The sequence below is a fragment of the Streptomyces sp. NPDC127197 genome (genome assembly GCF_042672405.1).
GTDB lineage: Bacteria > Actinomycetota > Actinomycetes > Streptomycetales > Streptomycetaceae > Streptomyces > Streptomyces flavusporus.
The window spans coordinates 97,455-118,164 of record NZ_JBHXVG010000021.1; the positions used below are offsets into that span (position 1 = coordinate 97,455).

Genomic DNA, 20,710 nt, shown 5'->3' on the forward strand with positions numbered 1-20,710 from the left:
CGACGACAACGCCGCAGATGTGCGTGCCGGGCCCCGCGATTCCGGCGTGATCCGCCGGACAGGACCTAGGCGCTGCCCGAAGTGCCGGCCTTTGGCTGCCGGTAAGCGGACGGATCCGCCGCCCGGGGCCTCCGCCCGGGCGGCCGCCCTCGGGCCTGCGGCCCCCGGCCCTCAACCCCGCGGCACCCCCGAAGACCCCCGCACCATCAACTCCCCGCGCACCGTCGCGATCCCCCCGGGCGGCGGCTCCTCCCGCCCCATGGCGATCCGCCCGGCTCGCGCCCCCGCCTGCGCGAGCGGCAGCCGCACCGTCGTCAGCGAAGGCACCGCGTCGATGCTGAACGGCAGGTCGTCGAAGCCGGCCACCGAGACGTCCTGCGGGATCCGCAGCCCCGACTCCCGCAGCGCCGCGCACGCCCCCAGCGCGACGGAGTCGTTCGCGGCGACGACGGCCGTCAGGGACGGGTCCCGGCGCAGCAGCTCCAGGGTGGCCTCGTAGCCGGACCGGCGGTCGTAGCGGCCGTGGACCGTCCAGCGCGGGTCCTCCTGGATCCCCGCCGCCTCCAGCGCCGCCCGATGCCCCTCCAGGCGGTGGCGGGTGGTGGTGCGCTCCTCCGGGCCCGCGATGTAGCCGAGCCGCCGGTGGCCGAGGCCGATCAGGTGCTCGGTCAGCTGCCGGCCCCCTCCCCGGTTGTCGAAGGTCAGCGCGACCGCGGACGTGTCCGGCGCCGGCGGCCGGCCGCACAGCACCACCCGCGTCCCGGCGTCCGTCAGCTTGCGCAGCTTCGCGGACACCGCCGCCACATGCGAGGCGTCCTCGATCGCACCGCCGGTCAGGACGACCGCCGCGGCCCGTTGCCGCTGGAGCAGGGTGAGGTAGGTCAGCTCGCGCTCCGGGGAGCCGCCCGTGTTGCAGACGACGGCCAGCCGCTCACCGCCCGCGCGCCCGCCCGGCCCGCCGATCTCGGACTGGATCGCGCTCGCCATGATCCCGAAGAAGGGGTCGGCGATGTCGTTGACCAGGATCCCGACCAGGTCGGAGGTCGCGGCGGCGAGCGCGCTGGCCGGGCCGTTGAGCACGTAGTCCAGCTCGTCGACCGCCTTGAGCACCCGCTCCCGGGTGGAGGCGGCCACCGGGTAGTTCCCGTTCAGCACGCGCGACACCGTCGCGGGCGAGACCTGCGCGCGGGCCGCCACGTCCGCCAGGGTCACCGTCATCTCGTCGTCCTCCGGTCGCGCGTCTTGTCGTACGTCGTCATACACATGCGGTGGTCGTACGTCGTCATACGTACGTCGCCATACACGTGCAGTGCACGGGCCACGGTTTCGTGCAGACCATAAGGCCCAGAACCCCGCTTGTTCGCCCCCTCGAACAACTCGAGACGGTCACGGCCTTGTCTCGACCGCTGGTCAGAGGCTAGCTTCTCATGGGATAGAAAGCGCTTGCTGCACGGCTTGCCAGTAGCACCGGTGACATCAGTGAATCCGGGGAATCCAGACGCTCAACAGGGCGGACCAGCCGCCCACGAAGGGAACGACGTGACACGCAAGACGGTGCGTATCGCCATGAACGGTGTGACCGGGCGCATGGGCTACCGCCAGCACCTCGTCCGCTCCATCCTGGCCATCCGCGAACAGGGCGGCCTCGACCTCGGCGACGGCACCGTGCTGTGGCCGGAACCGATCCTCATCGGCCGCCGCGAGCACGCCCTGAAGGCGCTCGCCGAGCGGCACGGCCTGGAACACCTCTCCACGGACGTGGACGCGGTCCTCACCGACGACACCGTGGACATCTACTTCGACGCCCAGGTCACCTCGGCCCGCGAGGAGGCCATCAAGAAGGCGATCGAGGCCGGAAAGCACATCTACACGGAGAAGCCCACGGCCACCGGACTCGAGGGTGCCCTGGAGCTGGCCCGCCTGGCGGCCGGGAAGGGCATCAAGCACGGCGTCGTCCAGGACAAGCTCTTCCTCCCGGGCCTGCTGAAGCTCAAGCGGCTCATCGACGGCGGCTTCTTCGGCCGGATCCTGTCCGTGCGCGGCGAGTTCGGCTACTGGGTCTTCGAGGGCGACTGGCAGCCCGCCCAGCGCCCCTCCTGGAACTACCGCGCCGAGGACGGCGGCGGCATCGTCGTCGACATGTTCCCGCACTGGGAGTACGTCCTGCACGAACTGTTCGGCCGGGTGCGCTCCGTCCAGGCCCTGACCGCCACCCACATCCCGCAGCGCTGGGACGAGAACGGCAAGCCCTACGACGCCACCGCCGACGACGCCGCGTACGGCATCTTCGAGCTGGAGGGCGGCGCGATCGCCCAGATCAACTCGTCGTGGGCCGTGCGCGTCAACCGCGACGAGCTGGTCGAGTTCCAGGTGGACGGCACGGAGGGCTCGGCGGTCGCGGGCCTGCGCAACTGCCGCGTCCAGCACCGCAGCGCCACCCCCAAGCCGGTCTGGAACCCGGACATCCCGGCCACCTACTCCTTCCGCGACCAGTGGCAGGAGGTCCCGGACAACACCGAGTTCGACAACGGCTTCAAGGCCCAGTGGGAGCTGTTCCTCAAGCACGTCTACGCCGGCGCCCCCTACCACTGGGACCTGCTCGCCGGCGCCCGTGGCGTCCAGCTCGCCGAGCTGGGCCTCAAGTCCACGGCCGAGGGCCGCCGTATCGACGTACCGGAGATCGCGCTTTGACCGCTCCCCTCCCTTCAGGGAGGGGATTCCTGGCTCAGGCTGCCTCCGGGAGCTGCGCTCCCGGAGGTCTTACGCCCTCGACACCAGCCGGGTTCAGACCAGCCCGGGCGAGCATCACGCGGGCGGAGTTCTTGTCCCTGGAGGACGCGACTCCGCACACGGTGCAGGTGTATATGCGTTCCGAAAGAGGAAGTGCGTGCTTGGTTCTCGCTCCGCACGATGCGCAGTCCATGGTGGTGTGCGCGGGATGCACGAGACGGATGTCCCGTCCGTGCTTGCGGCCCATCTCAATCAGAGCCTTTTTCGTGGCACCGATCGCGGCGTCCGCCGCCTTGCGCGCCAACGAGGACCTGGCGAGGAATTTCGGCTTGAAGTCCTCCACAGCGATGGCATCGTGGTCGGTCACGACCTTCTTCGCCCACTTGCGGCTGGTGTCCTGTCGCTGCCGGGCGATCTTCGCGTAGGTCTTCGCCCGCCGCTTCTTCGCCTCGCGGTAGCCCTTCGAGGTGGCCTGCCCCTTCTTCGGTTTGCGGCGGGCCATCATCCGGTCGTACCGGGCCAGCTGGGCCTTCTTCCCATGCTGGGCGTGCGGGAGGTCGTGGGTGTCAGAGGTGGTGGTCGCGGTCTCCTTCACACCCCAGTCCACGCCAAGTACCCGGCCGGTCTCAGGCAGCGGCTGCACTTCGGTGGGAACCACGAACGAGGCGTACCAGTGCCCGACGCTGTCCTGGTATACCCGCACCGAGGAAGGGTCTGCGGGCAGGTTCCGCGACCACACCACTGTCAGCACGATCCCGCCCGCAAGGTGCAGGCGATCGTACTTCAGCCGGAACCCGCGCCGGGTGTAGTTCAGCGTCGGCAAGGCTTCGCGCTTCGTCTTGTACTTCGGCATTCCGGCCCGGCGATGTACCGGCAGCCGTTCCTTGATGTCCTTCTGCGCCTTCGCGCGGGACTTGCCGAAGTCCCGGATGAGCTGCTGCTGCGGCACCGAAGAACCTTCAGCCAACCACGGTGCCATCGACCGGGCCTCGGTCAGCATCCGGTCCAGCCGGGCCGGGCCGCACGGCTCACCCTCGGCGTGGGCCTTCTTCGACCGGGCCACACACTCGTTCCAGAGCCACCGGCACCGGTCCCATTCTGCGCGAAGCGCCGCGCGAGCCGTCGAGGACACACGAAGCCGGTAGGTGTACCGGGCATGCCCGGTTTCTCCAGTCGACTTTGGTGTCGTCATGACACCACGCTAGCACTACAGTTGAGGTCATGGACCATGAAGTACGCATCACGCTCAGGCTGCCCGCCGACCTTCACGAATGGCTGGTCGCTCAGGCCAAATCCGCCCGCCGGTCTCTCAACTCCGAGATCGTGTATCGCTTGGAAGGCGAGCGCGCCGCTGCTGAGACGGACGGCGAATCGCGCTGACAGCGATTCGCCTTTCCCTTCCCTGCTCTGCAGGGGCCCGATTCCCCCCCGGCCTGAAGGCCGAGCCAACCTCGGAGGTTCCCGGTGACCATCCAACTCCCCACCTTCAAGGGTGGCCTGCGGGCGTACGAGCCCCACCAGGAGTCTCTAGCCCTCACCCCGGGCGCGCCCTTCACCTCCCGTACGGTCTTCTCGGCGGCGCACGTCGTCGCCGACCCGTACGCCGACGTGTCACCCGACTCACCCGCCGCCGTCGACTGGGACGCCACCCTCGCTTTCCGCCGCCACCTGTGGTCCCACGGGCTCGGCGTCGCCGAGGCCATGGACACCGCCCAGCGCGGGATGGGCCTGGACTGGGCGGGCGCGGCCGAGCTGATCCGGCGGTCGGCAGCGGAGGCCCAGAGTGTGGGCGGTCGTATCGCGTGCGGCGTGGGCACGGACCAGCTGACCGTCATCGAGATCGGGTACCCCTACAGCCTGCAGGAGATCCGCGCCGCGTACGAGGAGCAGCTCGCGGTCGTGGAGGAGGCGGGTGCCCAAGCGATCCTGATGGCCTCCCGGGCGCTCGCGGCCGTCGCCAAGAGCCCCGAGGACTACCTGGAGGTCTACGGCCACCTGCTCCGCCAGGCGTCCGAGCCCGTCATCCTGCACTGGCTCGGCCCCATGTTCGACCCGGCTCTGGAGGGCTACTGGGGCGCCACCGACCTGGACCCCGCCACCAGCACCTTCCTGGAGGTCATCGCCGCCCACCCGGACAAGGTCGACGGCATCAAGGTCTCCCTGCTGGACGCTCAGCGCGAGATCGACATCCGCCGCCGCCTTCCGCAGGGCGTCCGCTGCTACACCGGCGACGACTTCAACTATCCCGAGCTGATCGCCGGTGACGACCAGGGCTTCAGCCACGCCCTGCTCGGCATCTTCGACCCGCTGGGGCCGTTGGCGGCGGAGGCGGTCCGGGTGCTGGACACGGGGGACGTTGCCGGGTTTCGGGGGCTGTTGGACCCGACGGTCGAGCTGTCCCGGCACCTGTTCCAGGCCCCGACCCGCTTCTACAAGACGGGCGTAGTGTTCCTGGCCTGGCTGGCCGGCCACCAGTCCCACTTCACGATGGTCGGCGGCCTGCAGTCGGCCCGCTCCCTCCCGCACTTCGCCCGCGCCTACGAACTCGCCGACGGACTGGGCCTGTTCCCGGACCCGAAGCTGGCGGAGGACCGGATGAAGAACCTGCTCGCACTGTACGGGGTGACCCAGTGACCAGTGACCTCTCCCGCTTCTCCATCAACCAGATGACGGTGAAGCAGCTGTCGATGCCGGAACTGGTCGAGGCGTGCGTCGAGCTGGAGGTCCCCGGGGTGGGCCTGTGGCGCGAGCCGGTCCGGTCGTACGGCCTGGAGGCGACGGCGAAACTGGTCCGGGACGCGGGCCTGACGGTGACGACGCTGTGCCGTGGCGGCTTTTTCACCGCGATCGACCCGGACGAGCGTGCCCACGCCCTGGCCGACAACCGCCGCGCCGTCGACGAGGCCGCCACCCTCGGCACCGACACCCTCGTCCTGGTCTCCGGCGGCCTGCCGCCCGGCTCCAAGGACCTGCACGGCGCCCGGGAGCGCATCGCGGACGCGCTGGCGGAGCTGGGCCCGTACGCCGAGTCGCACGGCGTACGCCTGGCCATCGAGCCGCTCCATCCGATGTACGCAGCCGACCGCTGCGTCGTCTCCACCCTCGCCCAGGCCCTGGACCTCGCGGAACGCTTCCCCGCGCACCAGGTCGGCGTCACGGTGGACACGTACCACATCTGGTGGGACGACACCGCCCCCGCGCAGATCGCCCGCGCGGGGGCCGGCGGCCGGATCCACACCTTCCAACTCGCCGACTGGATCACCCCGTTGCCGGAGGGTGTCCTCAACGGCCGCGGTCAGATCGGCGACGGCGCGATCGACATGCGGGAGTGGAAGAGCTACGTCGAGGCGGCCGGGTACACCGGTCCCATCGAGGTCGAGCTGTTCAACGAGGAGCTGTGGGCCCGGGACGGACGGGAGGTGCTGGCGGAGACCGCCGAGAGGTTTGCACAGCATGTGATCCCGTGAGCCAGAGCGATGCGCCCGCCTCCCGAGGAAGGCGAGGCAGGCGCATCGCTACACAGGGCGGACTGTGACAGAGCTCACTCGCCGCTACCATAAGCGGCACGCTTATCGGCACAGTGCGGGGGAGATGGTCCATGGCGGCAGTGGTCCTGGTTCACGGCATCGGCAAGCAGTACCTGGGGCCGCAGGCGCTGCACGGCACCATTGCATCCGCCATGGTCGACGGTGTCCGGTTGGCAGAGGGGCCACCGCTCGCGCCGGAAGACATCAAGGTCGCGTTCTACGGCGACTTGTTCCGTAAGTCCGGCGCCAAGGGCAGCGCCGGCTTGCCGACCGACCCGTACGAAGCGGAGCTGCTCCATGCGATGTGGGCAGAGGCAGCCCGCGCCGAACCCGATCGTGTCCCACCTCCGCCCCGCCCTGATGAGCGTTCCAAGGCGCCGGTTCCGCGGACCGTCCAACGAGCCCTGTACGCGCTGAGTCGTTCGCGCTTCGTTGCTCAGACCGCTGACCGTTTCCTGATCGGCACCCTCGCGCAGGTGCGTCGCTATCTCACCGAGCCGGAAACGCGTGAGCGGGTGCAGGACCAGGTCGCCGCGGCGATCACTGAGGACACCCGGGTGCTGGTGGGGCACTCACTCGGCTCGGTGGTGGCCTACGAAGCGCTCTGCGCTCATCCGGAGTGGCCGGTCACCACGTTCGTCTCCATCGGTTCCCCGCTCGGCATCCCGCGTCTGGTCTTCGACCGGTTGCGGCCGACGCCTCAGAACGGCCGGGGACACTGGCCGACCGGGGTCGAGACGTGGACAAACCTGTGCGACCCCTACGATTTCGTCGCGCTTGTCAAAGAGCTCGCCTCACTCTTCGGGAACGGGGCGCAGAAGGTGAACGACGTGCCCGTCCGCAACGGCTGGAAGGCCCACGCGATCGAGCATCACCTGACCGCACGGGAGACAGGAGCGGCTATCGCTGCGGGACTGACGGGATGAGCGACGAAGCTCAACGGGTCGCTCTGCTCGGCGGTACGGCGAACTACGCCCACCAGGACAACCTCGAGGCTGTCCCGCGCGACATCGCCGTCGTCGGGGAGGTCTTCGCTCGGCTCGGCTACCAGGTCGGCGGACCACTGCTCGATCTCACCGCCGACAGTTTCAAGGGCGCGCTCATCTCGTGGGCCGAAGAGGCGGACCGAACCGACCACGCTGCCGTCCTCTACTACACGGGCCACGGCGATTACGACCACAAGAACCAGCACTATCTGCTGTTCACCAACAGCCGCACGGGCAAGCTGACCGGTACGGCACTGGCCACGGATGATGTGATCGGGATCGTCACCGAGAACGGCATCCGTCGGCTGCTGCTGATCATCGACACATGCTTCGCCGGGCACGGTGGTGCCGACGCCGTCCGCGACACCGCACAGCGAGTTCATGCACAACTCAATGCGAGCCGGGCGGCCGACTTCAACCACGTCACCGACTTTTCCGTGATCGTCGCGGCCCGTGCCTGCGAAGAAGCGGCCGACGGAGCCTTCGCCAAGGCCTTCGCTGAGGCGGTCGACGACCTGCTGCTCGGCGGCAACAGACAGCGCTGCCTGCACCTTCCGGAACTCATCAAGGGCGTCAACACCCGCCTGAGAAACAGCCAGCACGCCGCCTACGGCACACCGTACAGCGAGGGATTCGACTTCTTCCCCAACCCTCGATACGTCCCCGATCTGCCCGACCAGGGCGAGGCCCCGATGGACCTCGCCGAACAGAGAACCTGGCTCAGCCCCGAAGGACAGCGCAGACGCGCCGAACTTCTCGCCCATTTCGACCCGCGAGGGCGAGGCGCGGACGCGATGGGCGGCGGCTCTTACTTCACCGGCCGAGCGGTCGCTCTCGCGCACCTCGTCGACTGGTTGAACAACACGTCGGTTGCCTCGGACGGCAACCTCGTCGTCACCGGCGGCCCCGGGGTCGGCAAGTCCTCCCTGCTGGGACGGCTGGTGCTGCTCGCCGACAACGGTCGGCGGGAGACCCTGCCCGATGTGCCCGCCGACATTCCGCTGCCGCACCGCGCCGTGGACGTCGCCATCCACGCACGCAACTTGCTGCTGGAGGACGTCGTCTCGGGCATCGCTGACGCCGCCGGGCTGTCCGCCGAGGGCCCGGCCGAGCTGCTGGAGGAGCTTCAGCGCCGAACCGAGCCGCTCTTCGTCCTCATCGACGCACTCGACGAGGCCGGCACGGTGGGCGGTACCGAGCCGACACGTATCGCCGCCTCTCTGCTGCGGCCGATGGCCGAGCTGGAGTGCGTACGGCTGCTGGTCGGCGCCCGGCCGCACGTCGTGGACCGGCTCGGGCCCGGTTTCGCCAAACTGGACCTCGACGAGCCCCGATGGACCAGCACCGGCGACATCGAGACGTACGCGCGCAAATTGCTGCTCGCCCCCAACGGTCCTGCCAGCCACAGCCCTTACGCCACGGCTGCCTCCGCCCTGGCCGAAGCGGCCCGGGAAATCGCGCACCGGGCGAGCGGTGTCTACCTGGTCGCCCGGCTGCTGGCACGTGCTCTGGCCCAGCAGGACCAGGACGTGAACGTGCGCGAAGCTCGCCGGCTCGACCGGCTTCCCGCACTCGGGGGTGCCGATGGCGTCGGATCGGCCTTCCGCTGGGCCCTGCGAGTACGACTGGGTGCCCGCGAGGCACATGGCCGCGCTCTCCTCGCCGCGCTGGCCTTCGCGGAGGGCGCGGGTCTCGCTGGGGCGGTGTGGCTGGCGATCGCTGGGGCCCTCACGGACGAGACCCTCACCGAGGACGACTTGCGCTGGATCCTCCGCGAGGGCGCGCCGTACATCGTGGAGCAGTCCGACGCGCACGGGCGGTCGGTCTACCGGCTCTATCATGAGGCCTTCGCCGAAGATCTCCGCTCAGGCCTCGGCCCCGAAGCAGGGCTACGTGTCGCCCGTGCCCTGCTCGCCGCAGTCCCTCGGCACTCCGAGACGGGCACTCGGGACTGGCCGGAGGCCGACCCGTATCTCCACGCCCACCTGGCCACCCATCTGTCCGAGCACGGTCTGCTGCCAGAGGTCCTCGCAGACCCCCTCTTCCTGCTGACTGCCGACGACGTCTCACTCCGTCGCGCACTCGCCACCGCCCTGCCGGACCTGCGGAACGATCCGCGACACCAGCACGCGGTGGAAGCCGCCGACACCTGGCTTCGCTGCGCTCCGCACCTCCGAAGGCAGCCAGACCTCGACGCCAAAGCAGCGCAACTGAACCTGGCGGCAGCACAGACACACGCGGCCCAACTCTCTCTGCTCCTGAAGCAGCGATTCCCGCGCCTGCCGTTCGACGTCCAGTGGGAAAGCCTCCAGGACGCCGCTCCCTACCGCGCGATCGGAGGGTTCGACAGCCGGGTCGTGGCGACTGCGGCGTTCCGTCTGGACGGACGTCTGGTGATCGCGACAGCGGAGACCCCGAACCGGGTCCGGCTGTGGGACTTCGAGACGGGCGAGGAACTGTACGAACTGCCCGTCTCCCGGGAGGAAAGCGGTTCTGTCAGGGAACTGGCCGCCTGTGACGACGGCGACCGGGCGTGGCTTCTCGTGCGCACGGCGAAAGCGGTGACCGTGTGGGACGTCAAAGAGCGGAGCCCGGTGGGGCCGGCATACCGGAAGAGATCCATCGCGCACAGTCGTCTGACTCTGCTGAACGGCTCACCGATCGCTGTGCTGTTGGGCAGCAAGACCAGCGTTCACGTGGTGGATCCGGGCACAGGCCGGGCCAGATTCGAGGCCAGTGGCACGTCTGCGCGGATCGACAGCTCGGCTGTCGCCTGTGGCACTCATGAGGGGTTTCTCATTGTCGCGGAGGCTACCTCTTGGTCCGATGTGGTGGACCACCCTGACGGAAGCCCTGACGGAATGCACCAAATGGTTTTCGGCCATCAGGTCACTCGGTACACGATTGACCCAAAAACATGGAAGGAAGTCGACTCGCGCGCGGTGGGGAAGTACTTCAGAGAGGAAGTCCACGACCTGACCGTGTGGGGAGAACAGGTCTATGTGACCACCAGTGGCAGTAGTGGGCATACGCCGACGCCCAAGCCATGGCTGACGGAAATCGACTGTGGTTGGGATCCGCAGGTACAGGTGGCGGGAGTCCTGCCGGGCGAAGGCGGCCCGTTGATGGTGGGATCCATGGACGCGGCTGTCGTCGTGTCACGGGGAGCCCCCAGGGAAGAGAAGCTCGTGGCTTCCGTGCCAACGGACGACCGGGCGCAGCCGGTGATCCAGTTCCCTCTCGACCCTGAAAGGACAGTGGTCATCACCTCGACCGCCCCAGGAGGGGGGACCCTGAAGGCGTGGATCGTCCCGTTGGACGGGAAGCAGACACCTACCGCCCGGCCCCCGGTCGGTCACGGAAAGCAGAAGTCCTCTCTGTCCGTCGGTTGGGCGCAGGGCAACAAACTGTTACTGGCGCGTCGAGCCGGAGAGTGGATCGCCCTGGATCCAGAGTCCGGGCATTCGGTCGCTCCTTGGCCCTTCTCCAAGAGCATCGACGGCCTGGTGACGTCGGAAAGCCCCGATCTTCCGGCGGTTGCCCGCCTGCAGGTGACCAATCGCTCACAGGAGATCTGCTACTTCGCTGACGTTCACTCCTCTCTCACTTCGCGCCGGATGCGGATTCGGAAATCGCGGCCCGTTGCACTGGCTGGGAGCCGCGCAGAGCGTCATCTACTCGTCACTTACACAGGTTTCGGCTTCGTTGTCTGGGACCTCTTGAGCGGGAAGCGCCTCATGAGGAAAACCATGTGGCGGAATTTGCTCTTCCTCCCCAACACGGTGCCCACACTCGATGTCGCCTCGATCGGAGACCGGACATTCGCCGCTCTGGGGCACTCGCCCAAGCGACCGATCCACGTGTACGAGATTCCCTCGGGTGCCCGAGCCGGTGTCGTGTGCCCCGAATCGGCCTTGAACAGGAGGGATTCGGACGAGCTCGCCGTGGCCATCGGCGACTGGAGCAGCCGACCTGTCGTCGCCCAAGCACACCGAGACGGATCCGTCACCGTCCACGACGCACGCACGGACACCCGACTCCTGCACTGGCAGGTCCCCGACGGCAACGCCGCCGTCGGCTTGCGCCCCCTGATGTCCGACGGTCGGCAAGGCCTCCTCGTCCTCTGCTCCGACGACAGCTTCGTCCTCCTCGACGGCACCGATGCGGCACCGGTCTGTCACATCCGGCTTGCTACCGGCGTCCAAGCGTGGACCCTGATCTCGCCCCAACTCGTCGCTGTACAAACCGCCGCGGGACCGCTGTGCCTACGCCTGCCGCCGCTCCCCATGCGACCCTGAGATGCATGAACACCACGCTGGGCACGGTCACCGCACTCTGGCGCTACCCCGTCAAGGCCATGCTCGGCCAACGCCTCCGCGCCGCCGATCTCACCGCCGATGGCCTGGCGGGGGATCGGCGGTTGGCGTTGCTGGACCCGGAGAGCGGGCAGGCCGTCACCGCGATCCAGGCGCGGCTGTATCAGACGTTGCTGAGGTGCACCGCGACCGTGGACGAGCACGGCGGCACCCGGATCGCGCTGCCGGACGGCGGCGGCAGCACGCACAGCACCGGCCCGCACGTCGACACCGTGCTCTCGGCGTACGTCGGCCGGCCCGTCACCCTCGCTCCCACTCCCACGTCCGCGTCCATCTTCGAAGGCGCGCCGGTGCATTTGCTGACCACCGCGACCCTCAAACGCCTGGCCGCCGAGAACCCGCGCGGGCTCGCCGAGATCGAGCGGTACCGGCCGAACATCGTGGTGGACACCGGCGGTGACGGCTTCGTCGAGAACGACTGGATCGGGCGGGACCTGCGCATCGGCGACGAGGCCGTACTGCGCGTGGCCGCCGGCACGCCCCGCTGCGCGATTCCGACCCTCGCCCACGGAAGCCTGCCGCGCGACCCGCACGCACTGCGCGTCGTCACCCGCGCCAACAGCCTGCCCGCCCAGGCCGGGCGGGACCCGGAGCCCATCGCGGGCGTGTACGCGGAGGTGGTGCGGGTGGGGAGGATCGCCGAGGGCGACTCTGTACGGGGGTGAGGGACGGCCCCTCAGCTGATGACGCCCTCCTTGACGGCGGTCACGAACAACGTCTAGCAGCCGTCGGGTCAGCTCCTCACGGCCGAAGAAGTGCCGGGCGTCCGTGGTGCCGAAGGGCTCCATGCCGGGGCAGGGGCAGGGAACGTCGGCCGGCGGTTCGTGGAGCACACCGCGTAGCGATTACCGGGTGGCCCGCCCGTAGCGGAATGCGGGTCACCCGGGGGTCGGCCGCCGACGTCACTCGTGCCGGTCGGCTTCCCGAGCTGCGCGTTCCAGCTGGTCCCGATAGCTCTCCCACCACGCCGCGTCACCCGGCGGCATGCTGTCGTTGCCCTTGTTCATCCCGACGGCACCGTCCGTGAGTTCCCGGACGATGTCGGCCTGCCCGGCGTGCCGGTGCGTGTCGGCGATCACGCGCACCACGGCATGATGCAACGTCATTTCGTTTCTGTCGGCCGGCCACCACGGCACCTTGCCGACCGTGTCCAGCGGCAGCGCGTCGATCGTCGCGTCCGCGTGCGTCCACGCCCGGCGGTAGAGCCCCACGATGTCCTCGCGTGACTCGTCGGCGGTGACCCACATGTCCGCGTTCGACTCGGCAGCGTCCTCGAGCCAGGGCAGCGGCTCGCCGGACGGCCGTCCGAAGGTGTCGCCGAGGTAGCCCAGTTCCATGGTGGCCACGTGTTTCACCAGGCCCAGCAGATTCGTGCCGGTCGGCGTCCGCGGGCGGCGGATGTCGTACTCCGAGAGTCCTTCGAGCTTCCAGAGCAGGGCATCGCGGGCGGACTGCAGGTAGAAGTGGAGGTCTGCCTTGGGATCCGATGCGGTCATGGGGCCAGTCTGCCGCTCGCGCGATCTTTGTCCACTGCCTTTGCCTGCCCGGTAGCGTGGCGATCATGGCGGACTGGGACATTCGGCAGGCGTCGGCGTCGGACGTCGAGGCCGTGGCCGAGTTGCGTGCCGTGGCGCTGCGGGCGGACCTGGAACGGCTCGGGCGGTACGACGAGCAGCGGGTGCGGCAGCGGCTGCGGAACGGATTCGACCCGGCCCACACCTGGGTGATCGAGGTGGGCGGTGCGTTCGCCGGCTGCGTGGCGCTGCGACCGGCCGAGGACGCCCACTGGCTGGAGCACTTCTACCTGGCCCCGCATCTGCAGGGCAGCGGTATCGGTTCGGGCGTGCTGCGCGAGCTGCTGGAGCGGTGTGACCGCCGCGGTGTCCTCGTCCGGTTGAACGTGCTGCAGGGCAGTCGGGCCCGACGGCTGTACGAGCGGCACGGGTTCACGGTCGAGACCGAGGATCCGGTGGACGTGTTCATGGTGCGCAGGCTGGACTGATGGTCATGGTCGGCAGCAGCCCGGCGTGCGGTGCCGACCGTCGACGCCGACTACGACGGCCTCGGTACCGCACGCCGGTCCCCCCGGTGCTTCCCCGCCGTGCACGCCCTTCAGCTGTGCACACGCGCAAGGATGACAAGGACGGGCCCTTGATTCCTTGGCCGCGCGTGCACGGATCTTGACAATTCCTGCATATCGTCATGCGTTCCGGCGCTGGTCGTGGTGCCGGTAGTCCCTCGGCGTCGTCCCGTAGGCGCGGCGGAAGAGCCGGCTGAAGGTCGCGGGGTCGCCGAAGCCCCAGCGGGCGGCCACGGCCTGGATGGAACGGCCGTGCAGGCGCGGGTTGGCCAGGTCGCGGCGGCAGCGTTCCAGGCGGCGGTGCCGGATCCAGGCCGCCGGTGTCGCGCCCTCCTCCGCGAACAGCTGGTGGAGGTGGCGCACCGAGATGCCGTGGGCGGCCGCGACGGTGGCGGGGGACAGGGACGGATCGCCGAGGTTCTGGTCGATGAAGTCCCGGATGCGTACGTGCAGGGCACGCCGGCGTGATTCCGGGGTCATCGCGTCCTCGACGTCCAGGCAGCGGCCGAGCACGGTGGCGAGCAGATCCGTCGTCACCGACGCCAGCGCGGGGGCGTCGGCCGACGTGAACTCGTCGGCGCGGGTGGCGACATCGGCCAGCCAGCGGTACAGGGCTCCGCCCATGCCGTGACCGAGCGGGACGGGGGAGGCCAGTACCCGCCGGATCGTCCTCGGCGGCAGCGGCAGCAGAGCATGGGGGAGCGTGACGATCACGCACGACAGGGGCGCGGACATCCCGGTGAGCCGTGCCTCGTACGGCAGGCTGCTGTCGACGAGGACGAGGTCACCTTTGCGGAACGTGCTCTCGCGTCCGTCCTGCGCGGCGCATCCCTCGCCCCTGAACTGACAGTTGACCTGGAAGACCTCCGGGTCGGACCGCCGGATGCCCCGGCCCGTGCGCACCGTCTCCAGCTGAGGGAAGCGCAGTTCGGCGATCTGTACGTCGCCGAGCGGCAGTACCCGCATCGTCGCGAGGAAGTCGTCCTCCCGCTCGCTGCGCAGCAGGTTGGGCAGGTGAGTCCGCCCGGCGATGTCCTGCCACAGGTCCCATCGCTCGTCGGCCGGCACGACCTCGGTCCGGAACTCCTGCACCAGCATGAGAACAGGGTAGGGAGGCGGGGCCGGAATAAACCCGGAGAGAATGCGAAGCCGTGGGCGTCAGAAGAACACCCCGCACCGCAGCAGCACATTCGCGTACGGCCGGGCCTCCCCGGTCCGTACGACCAGCCGGGCGCCCGCCGACAGCTCCTTGAGCCTGTCGTGGGAGACCAGCGTCAGCTCGGGGAAGTGGCCGTCCAGCAGCGCTGATGCCGCCGGGTTGGCTTCCCGCACCTCGGTCGCGGCGGTCGCGCCCTCGATCACCAGCTCGGCCAGCAGGCCGTCGAGGACCTCGGCGAAGGACGGGACCCCGGCCCGGAAGGCCAGGTCGACGACGCGCGGCCCGCCGGGTATCGGCATACCGGCGTCGCACACCAGTACCCCGTCGCCGTGGCCCAGTTCGGCCAGCGCACCGGAGAGATGACGGTTCAGGATTCCGGCCTTCTTCACAGCGCCGCGACCTCCGCCGCGGTCGGGAAGGACTCCTGCGCGCCCTGCTTCGTGACGGCCGCCGCCCCGACGCGGGCCGCGTACGCCGCCGCCTCGGCCAGGGACGCGCCCGCGCCCAGCTTCCAGGCCAGCGCCGCGGTGAAGGCGTCGCCCGCACCCGTCGTGTCCACGGCGTCCACCTTCACGGACGCCACCCGCGTCACGCCATCAGCAGAGGCCACCAGCGAGCCCTCGGCTCCCAGCGTCACGACCACCGAACGCGGGCCGCGCGCCAGCAGGATCCGCGCCCAGTCCGCGGGGTCGTCGCCGACCAGGGCGTCGCCCAGGATCACCTTCGCCTCGTGCTCGTTCAGGATCAGCGGATCGCAGGCCGCCAGCACCTCCTGCGGCAGCGGCCGCGGCGGGGACGGGTTCAGCACGAACCGGCTGTCGGGCCCCAGGCTCCGTACCGCCTCCACGACCGTCTCCAGCGGGATCTCCAGCTGCGCCGACACCACCCGCGAGGCGTGGAAGAGGCTGCCCGCCGCCCGCACGTCCTCGGGCGTGAGCTTTCCGTTCGCCCCCGGCGACACCACGATGCTGTTGTCGCCGGACGGGTCCACGGTGATCAGCGCGACGCCGGTCGGCGCGCCGCCCACCAGGACGCCCACCGTGTCGACGCCGGCCGCCCGCTGCGAGTCGAGCAGCAGCCGGCCGTGCGCGTCGTCACCGACCCGGGCCAGCAGGGCCGTACGGGCACCGAGCCGGGCGGCCGCGACCGCCTGGTTCGCGCCCTTGCCGCCCGGGTGAACGGCCAGGTCGGAGCCGAGCACCGTCTCACCGGCCGCCGGCCGCCGCTCGACCCCGATCACCAGGTCGGCGTTGGCCGACCCTACGACCAGCAGGTCGTAGTCGTACATCACATGTCTCCCCTGGTAGGTGACTTGAGGCGGGCGCCCCCGGTGAGGGGCGCCCGCCCGTTGCCCGGTGTCAGCCGCCGAAGCCGGCCACGTTCTCCTTCGTGACCACCTTCACCGGCACCTTCACCGTCTCGCTGACCTTCTCGCCCTCGGCGGCCCGCAGCGCGTTGTCCACCGCGATCCTGCCCAGTTCCTTCGGCTGCTGTGCCACGGACGCGTACAGCGTGCCCGCTTCGACCGCCTTCAGTCCGTCCGGCGTGCCGTCGAAACCGACGACCTGGACCGACTTCCCGGCCTTCGATCCCAGTGCCTTGATCGCGCCGAGCGCCATCTCGTCGTTCTCCGCGAAGACGCCGTCGATGTCCGGGTGGGCCTGGAGCAGGTTCGTCATCACGTCGAGGCCCTTGGTGCGGTCGAAGTCGGCGGGCTGCTTGGCGACGACCTTGATGCCCGGGTAGGCCTTCAGGCCCTCGGCGAAGCCGGCGCCGCGCTCCCGGCTGGCGGAGGTGCCGGCCTGGCCCTGCAGGATCACGATCGTGCCCCGGCCGCCGAGCTTCTCGGCGAGCGCCTTGGCGCCCAGTTCGCCGCCCTCGACGTTGTCGGAGGCCACCAGGGCCGCCGTGTCCGCCTTGTTGACGCCTCGGTCGACGCCGACGACGGGGATGTCCGCCTTGTTGGCGGCCCGTACGGCCGGACCGGCCGCGTCCGAGTCCACCGGGTTCACGATGATCGAGGACAGGCCCTCGCTGGTGAAGTTCTGCAGCTGGTTGGCCTGCTGCGAGGCGTCGTTCTGCGCGTCGGTGACGGTGAGGTCCACGCCGAGCTTCTTCGCCTCCGCCTCCGCACCCGACCGGATCTGCACGAAGAACGGGTTGTTGAGCGTGGACAGCGACAGCCCGACCTTCTGCGTCGTCGACGAGGAGCCGCTGTGCAGCAGCGAGGTCGCGCCCACGATCGCCGCGGCGACCACGGCGGCGAGTACGTACGTCAGCGCCTGCTTGCCCTTGTTGCCGCCACCGGCCCCGGCCGGTGCCGCAGTCGCCCCCGCCTTGCGCCGCACCGTGTCGAGCAGCACCGCCAGCGCGATCACGACACCGATGACGACCTGCTGCCAGAAGGCGGACACGGACAGGAGGTTGAGGCCGTTCCTCAGCACCGCCAGGATCAGCGCACCGATCAGCGTGCCGGACGCCTTGCCGGTACCGCCCGCGAGCGAGGCACCGCCGATGACGACCGCGGCGATCGCGTCCAGCTCGTAGCCCTGCGCGGCCTGCGGCTGCGCGGAGGACAGCCGGGAGGCGAGCACGATGCCCGCGGCCGCGGCGAACAGCCCGGAGAACGCGTAGATCGCGAGCTTCTGCTTCTTCACCCGCAGCCCCGACAGCCGGGCCGCCTCCTCGTTGCCGCCGATGGCGTACATGGAACGCCCGATGTACGTCCGGCCGAGCACGAACGCCGTGAGCAGGCCCATGACGATCATCACGAGCACCGGCACCGGCAGCCAGCCGCCGAGCGTGTCACCGAGGTGCGACACCGAGTCCGGGAAGGCGATCGGCGAGCCCTGCGAGATGACCAGCGACAGACCGCGGGCCACCGACAGCATGGCCAGCGTCGCGATGAACGGCGGCAGCTTCCCGTACGAGATCAGGAAGCCGTTGACCAGGCCGGCCGCGATGCCGGTCCCGATCGCCAGCAGCACCGCCAGCACGACCGGGACACCCTCGTTGGTGGCACTCCAGGCGAGCACGGTGGCGGAGAGGGCGGCCACCGAACCGACCGACAGATCGATGCCCGCCGAGACGATCACGAAGGTGACGCCGAAGGCGAGGATCGCGGTGACGGCGGCCTGGACGCCGATGTTGAGCAGGTTGTCCGTCGTCAGGAAGTCGCCGGACAGCGCCGACAGCGCGACGACGAGGACGATGAGCGCGGTGAGAGCGCCGTTGTCGAGCAGCAGCCGGCGCAGTCCGCCGGAGGCGCCACCCGCGCCCGCCGTGCTCTTGAGCGTGTCAGTGGCCACGGGAGGCCTCCGTTTCAGTCGTAGGAGTGCTGACGGCAAGCGCCATCACGGCGTCCTGGGTCGCCCGGTCGGCGGGGAGTTCGCCCGCGATCCGGCCCTGCGCCATCACCAGCACCCGGTCGCTCATACCGAGCACCTCGGGCAGATCGCTGGAGATCATCAGGACGGCGGCGCCGGCGGCCGTCAGTTCGTTGATGAGCTGGTAGATCTCGACCTTGGCGCCGACGTCGATCCCGCGCGTCGGCTCGTCGAGAATGAGCACCTTCGTGTCCGCGAGCAGCCACTTTCCGATGACGACCTTCTGCTGGTTGCCGCCGGAGAGGGTGCGCACATGCTGGCCGAGGCCCGCCATGCGCACCCCGAGCTGCCCGGCGATCCGGGCGGCCGCCGCACGCTGGCCCTTGAGGTCGACGAGCCCGCCGCGGGTGGCCGAACGGAGCGTCACCAGGCCGAGGTTCTCCTCGACGGAGGCGTCCAGGACCAGCCCCTGTCCCTTGCGGTCCTCGGGGACGAGCCCGACCCCGGCGGACATGGCGGCGCCCACGTCATGCCGCCTGAGCTGCGCGCCCGCGACCTTGACGGCCCCCTTGTCGTAGGGGTCGGCCCCGAACACGGCCCGTACGACCTCGGTACGGCCGGCGCCCACGAGGCCCGCGATGCCGACGACCTCACCGGCGCGCACCTCGAAGCTCACGTCGTGGAAGACGCCGTCCCTCGTCAGCCCCTCCACCTTGAGAAGGGCCTCCCCGGTGTCGGTCCGCTCCCGCGGGTACTGCTGCTCGATCGACCGTCCCACCATGAGGCGTACGAGCTCGTCCTCGGGCGTGGCGGCGGGGACCTGCCCGACGCTTTTGCCGTCGCGGATGACGGTGACCCGGTCGCCGAGAGCGGCGATCTCCTCCAGGTGGTGGGTGATGAAGACGATCCCGACCCCGTCCGCACGCAGCGCGCGCACGATGGAGAAGAGCTTCTCGACCTCCTCGGAGGTGAGCACGGCGGTCGGCTCGTCCATGATCAGCACACGGGCGTTCAGGCTGAGCGCCTTGGCGATCTCGACCATCTGCAGGCGTGCGATACCGAGTTCACGCACCCGCGCGCGCGGGGACACGTCGACGCCGACCCGCTTCAGCAGTTCGGCGGCCTCGGCCTCCATCCGCTTGCGGTCGATCATCCCGAGTCGGCGCGGCTGCCGCCCGAGGAAGATGTTCTCGGCGACGGTCAGGTCGGGAACGAGATTGAACTCCTGGTAGATGGTGGCGATCCCGAGCCGCTCGGAGTCCTGCGCACCATGGATGCGCACCTGCTCACCACCGACCAGGATCCGCCCGGAGTCGGGCGTGTAGGCACCGGACAGCATCTTGATGAGCGTGCTCTTGCCGGCGCCGTTCTCGCCGAGCAGTACATGCACCTCGCCCCGGCGCAGATCGAAGTCGACGCCGTCGAGGGCGACCACACCGGGGAACGTCTTGCGTATGCCTTCGATGCGCAGCAGCTCGTCCGGGTTGCTCACGGCTGCCTCCTGTTCGTTACGGGGGACGGCTCTTGGGGAGCGGACTCGCCGCACGAGCGGCGTACGACGAGACGGGCGGGGAGGGTGACGGACTGCGGGGGCCGGCCCTCGATCCGGTCGACCAGCGCACGGACGGCGGCCCGCCCCAGCTCACCGGTCGGCTGGGCGATCGCGGTGATCGGCGGATCGGTGTGCACGAACCAGCGGATGTCGTCGAACGCGGCGAGCGCGATGTCCTCGGGAATCCGCAGCCCGCGCGCGCGTACGGCGTCCAGCGCGCCGAGCGCCATCAGGTTGTCGGCGGCGAAGACGACCTCGGGCGGCTCGGCCAGCTCCAGAAACCCCTCGGTGACCCGGCGTCCGCTGTCGGCCTGGAAGTCGCCCTGCCCTATGTAGGCGTCGGGGAGGGGAAGCCCGTACTCGGCCATGGCGTCCCGGAAGGCCTCGACGCGCTCGCTGCCGGTGGTGGTGGCGGCGGGCCCGGCGATGATGGCGAGCCGCCGGTGCCCCAGCCCGTGCAGATGCGCGACGAGATCCCGTACGGCGGCCCGGCCGTCCGCCCTGACGACGGGCACGTCGACCCCCGGGATCCACCGGTCCACGAACACCATGGGCGTCCCGGCGCGCGCGGCGTCCAGCATGAGCGGGGAGCCGCCGTCGGTGGGGGAGACGAGCAGCCCGTCGATCCGGCGATCGAGCAGGGTCCGTACGTGATGGTCCTGCAACTCGGGCCGCTCGTCGGCGTTCCCGATGATGACGCTGTACCCGAGGGCGCGGGCCTCTTCCTCGACGGAGCGGGCCAGTTCCGTGAAGTACGGGTTCAGTACGTCGCTGATGACCAGCCCGAGGGTCCGGGTCTGATCGGTGCGCAGCGAACGGGCGACGGCGTTCGGCCGATACCCCAGTGTCTCGACGGCGGCCAGCACACGCGCGCGTGCGTCCGTGCTCACCGACGGATGATCGTTCAGGACGCGCGACACCGTGGCGACGGATACCCCCGCCTCGGCGGCAACGTCCTTGATACTCGCCATCGC

At 69.9% G+C, this 20,710-nt stretch carries 17 protein-coding genes; 8 read left to right on the top strand and 9 right to left on the bottom strand.

Annotated elements, in window-relative coordinates; all coding sequences use genetic code 11:
* Positions 1 to 171: 171 nt before the first annotated feature.
* On the bottom strand, positions 172 to 1,218 hold the full coding sequence (locus tag ACFVJQ_RS28705; RefSeq protein ID WP_385510220.1) for a LacI family DNA-binding transcriptional regulator: 1,047 nt from the start codon (positions 1,216 to 1,218) through the stop codon (positions 172 to 174).
* A 321-nt stretch (positions 1,219 to 1,539) separates the two neighbouring features.
* On the opposite strand from ACFVJQ_RS28705, the gene ACFVJQ_RS28710 reads away from it, so the two are divergent.
* Entirely contained in the window at positions 1,540 to 2,691 is a 1,152-nt protein-coding gene (locus tag ACFVJQ_RS28710; protein ID WP_385788235.1) for a Gfo/Idh/MocA family protein, read from the top strand.
* Positions 2,692 to 2,725: 34 nt separating this feature from the next.
* Here the strand turns inward: ACFVJQ_RS28710 and ACFVJQ_RS28715 are convergent, their stop codons facing one another.
* The gene (locus ACFVJQ_RS28715; RefSeq protein WP_385788238.1) at positions 2,726 to 3,922 is read right to left on the bottom strand and encodes an RNA-guided endonuclease InsQ/TnpB family protein; all 1,197 of its coding nucleotides are present in this window, start codon (positions 3,920 to 3,922) and stop codon (positions 2,726 to 2,728) included.
* 29 nt (positions 3,923 to 3,951) lie between these two features.
* Between ACFVJQ_RS28715 and ACFVJQ_RS28720 the strand changes: the two genes are divergently transcribed.
* The 6 genes from ACFVJQ_RS28720 to ACFVJQ_RS28745 all read left to right on the top strand — a co-directional run bounded on the left by ACFVJQ_RS28720 (position 3,952) and on the right by ACFVJQ_RS28745 (position 12,284).
* On the top strand, positions 3,952 to 4,110 hold the full coding sequence (locus ACFVJQ_RS28720) for an Arc family DNA-binding protein (RefSeq protein ID WP_385510223.1): 159 nt from the start codon (positions 3,952 to 3,954) through the stop codon (positions 4,108 to 4,110).
* A gap of 84 nt (positions 4,111 to 4,194) precedes the next feature.
* Positions 4,195 to 5,364 (top strand): dihydrodipicolinate synthase family protein, encoded by a 1,170-nt coding sequence (locus ACFVJQ_RS28725; protein WP_385510225.1) that lies wholly within the window; start codon positions 4,195 to 4,197, stop codon positions 5,362 to 5,364.
* A gap of 32 nt (positions 5,365 to 5,396) precedes the next feature.
* A complete protein-coding gene (locus ACFVJQ_RS28730; RefSeq protein WP_385510397.1) occupies positions 5,397 to 6,197 on the top strand; it encodes a sugar phosphate isomerase/epimerase family protein in 801 nt (266 codons plus the stop codon).
* Between the two features lie 131 nt (positions 6,198 to 6,328).
* Positions 6,329 to 7,183: a hypothetical protein gene (locus tag ACFVJQ_RS28735; RefSeq protein WP_385510226.1), complete on the top strand. Its 855-nt coding sequence runs from the start codon at positions 6,329 to 6,331 to the stop codon at positions 7,181 to 7,183.
* Positions 7,180 to 11,541, top strand: a complete 4,362-nt coding sequence (locus ACFVJQ_RS28740; RefSeq protein WP_385510227.1) for a caspase family protein — start codon at positions 7,180 to 7,182, stop codon at positions 11,539 to 11,541. Before ACFVJQ_RS28735 ends, ACFVJQ_RS28740 begins: the two co-directional genes overlap by 4 nt.
* A gap of 5 nt (positions 11,542 to 11,546) precedes the next feature.
* The gene (locus tag ACFVJQ_RS28745; RefSeq protein ID WP_385510228.1) at positions 11,547 to 12,284 is read left to right on the top strand and encodes an MOSC domain-containing protein; all 738 of its coding nucleotides are present in this window, start codon (positions 11,547 to 11,549) and stop codon (positions 12,282 to 12,284) included.
* Positions 12,285 to 12,521: 237 nt separating this feature from the next.
* Here ACFVJQ_RS28745 and ACFVJQ_RS28750 read toward each other — a convergent pair whose 3' ends face one another.
* On the bottom strand, positions 12,522 to 13,115 hold the full coding sequence (locus ACFVJQ_RS28750) for a DinB family protein (RefSeq protein WP_385788244.1): 594 nt from the start codon (positions 13,113 to 13,115) through the stop codon (positions 12,522 to 12,524).
* A 65-nt stretch (positions 13,116 to 13,180) separates the two neighbouring features.
* On the opposite strand from ACFVJQ_RS28750, the gene ACFVJQ_RS28755 reads away from it, so the two are divergent.
* Positions 13,181 to 13,621, top strand: a complete 441-nt coding sequence (locus ACFVJQ_RS28755; protein WP_385788247.1) for a GNAT family N-acetyltransferase — start codon at positions 13,181 to 13,183, stop codon at positions 13,619 to 13,621.
* 198 nt (positions 13,622 to 13,819) lie between these two features.
* Here the strand turns inward: ACFVJQ_RS28755 and ACFVJQ_RS28760 are convergent, their stop codons facing one another.
* From ACFVJQ_RS28760 to ACFVJQ_RS28785, 6 genes are all read right to left on the bottom strand, one after another.
* Complete coding sequence (locus ACFVJQ_RS28760) at positions 13,820 to 14,797, bottom strand: helix-turn-helix domain-containing protein (protein WP_385788250.1); 978 nt, start codon at positions 14,795 to 14,797, stop codon at positions 13,820 to 13,822.
* A gap of 60 nt (positions 14,798 to 14,857) precedes the next feature.
* Positions 14,858 to 15,247 (bottom strand): D-ribose pyranase, encoded by a 390-nt coding sequence (gene rbsD, locus ACFVJQ_RS28765; RefSeq protein ID WP_385510232.1) that lies wholly within the window; start codon positions 15,245 to 15,247, stop codon positions 14,858 to 14,860.
* Positions 15,244 to 16,146, bottom strand: coding sequence for a ribokinase (locus ACFVJQ_RS28770; protein WP_385510233.1), 903 nt, complete (start codon positions 16,144 to 16,146; stop codon positions 15,244 to 15,246). Before ACFVJQ_RS28770 ends, rbsD begins: the two co-directional genes overlap by 4 nt.
* A 70-nt stretch (positions 16,147 to 16,216) precedes the next feature.
* Positions 16,217 to 18,166 (bottom strand): substrate-binding domain-containing protein, encoded by a 1,950-nt coding sequence (locus tag ACFVJQ_RS28775; RefSeq protein ID WP_385788253.1) that lies wholly within the window; start codon positions 18,164 to 18,166, stop codon positions 16,217 to 16,219.
* A complete protein-coding gene (locus tag ACFVJQ_RS28780; protein ID WP_385510235.1) occupies positions 18,156 to 19,676 on the bottom strand; it encodes a sugar ABC transporter ATP-binding protein in 1,521 nt (506 codons plus the stop codon). Before ACFVJQ_RS28780 ends, ACFVJQ_RS28775 begins: the two co-directional genes overlap by 11 nt.
* A complete protein-coding gene (locus ACFVJQ_RS28785) occupies positions 19,673 to 20,707 on the bottom strand; it encodes a LacI family DNA-binding transcriptional regulator (RefSeq protein ID WP_385510237.1) in 1,035 nt (344 codons plus the stop codon). The genes ACFVJQ_RS28780 and ACFVJQ_RS28785 overlap by 4 nt, the downstream gene beginning before the upstream one ends.
* Positions 20,708 to 20,710: the final 3 nt, after the last annotated feature.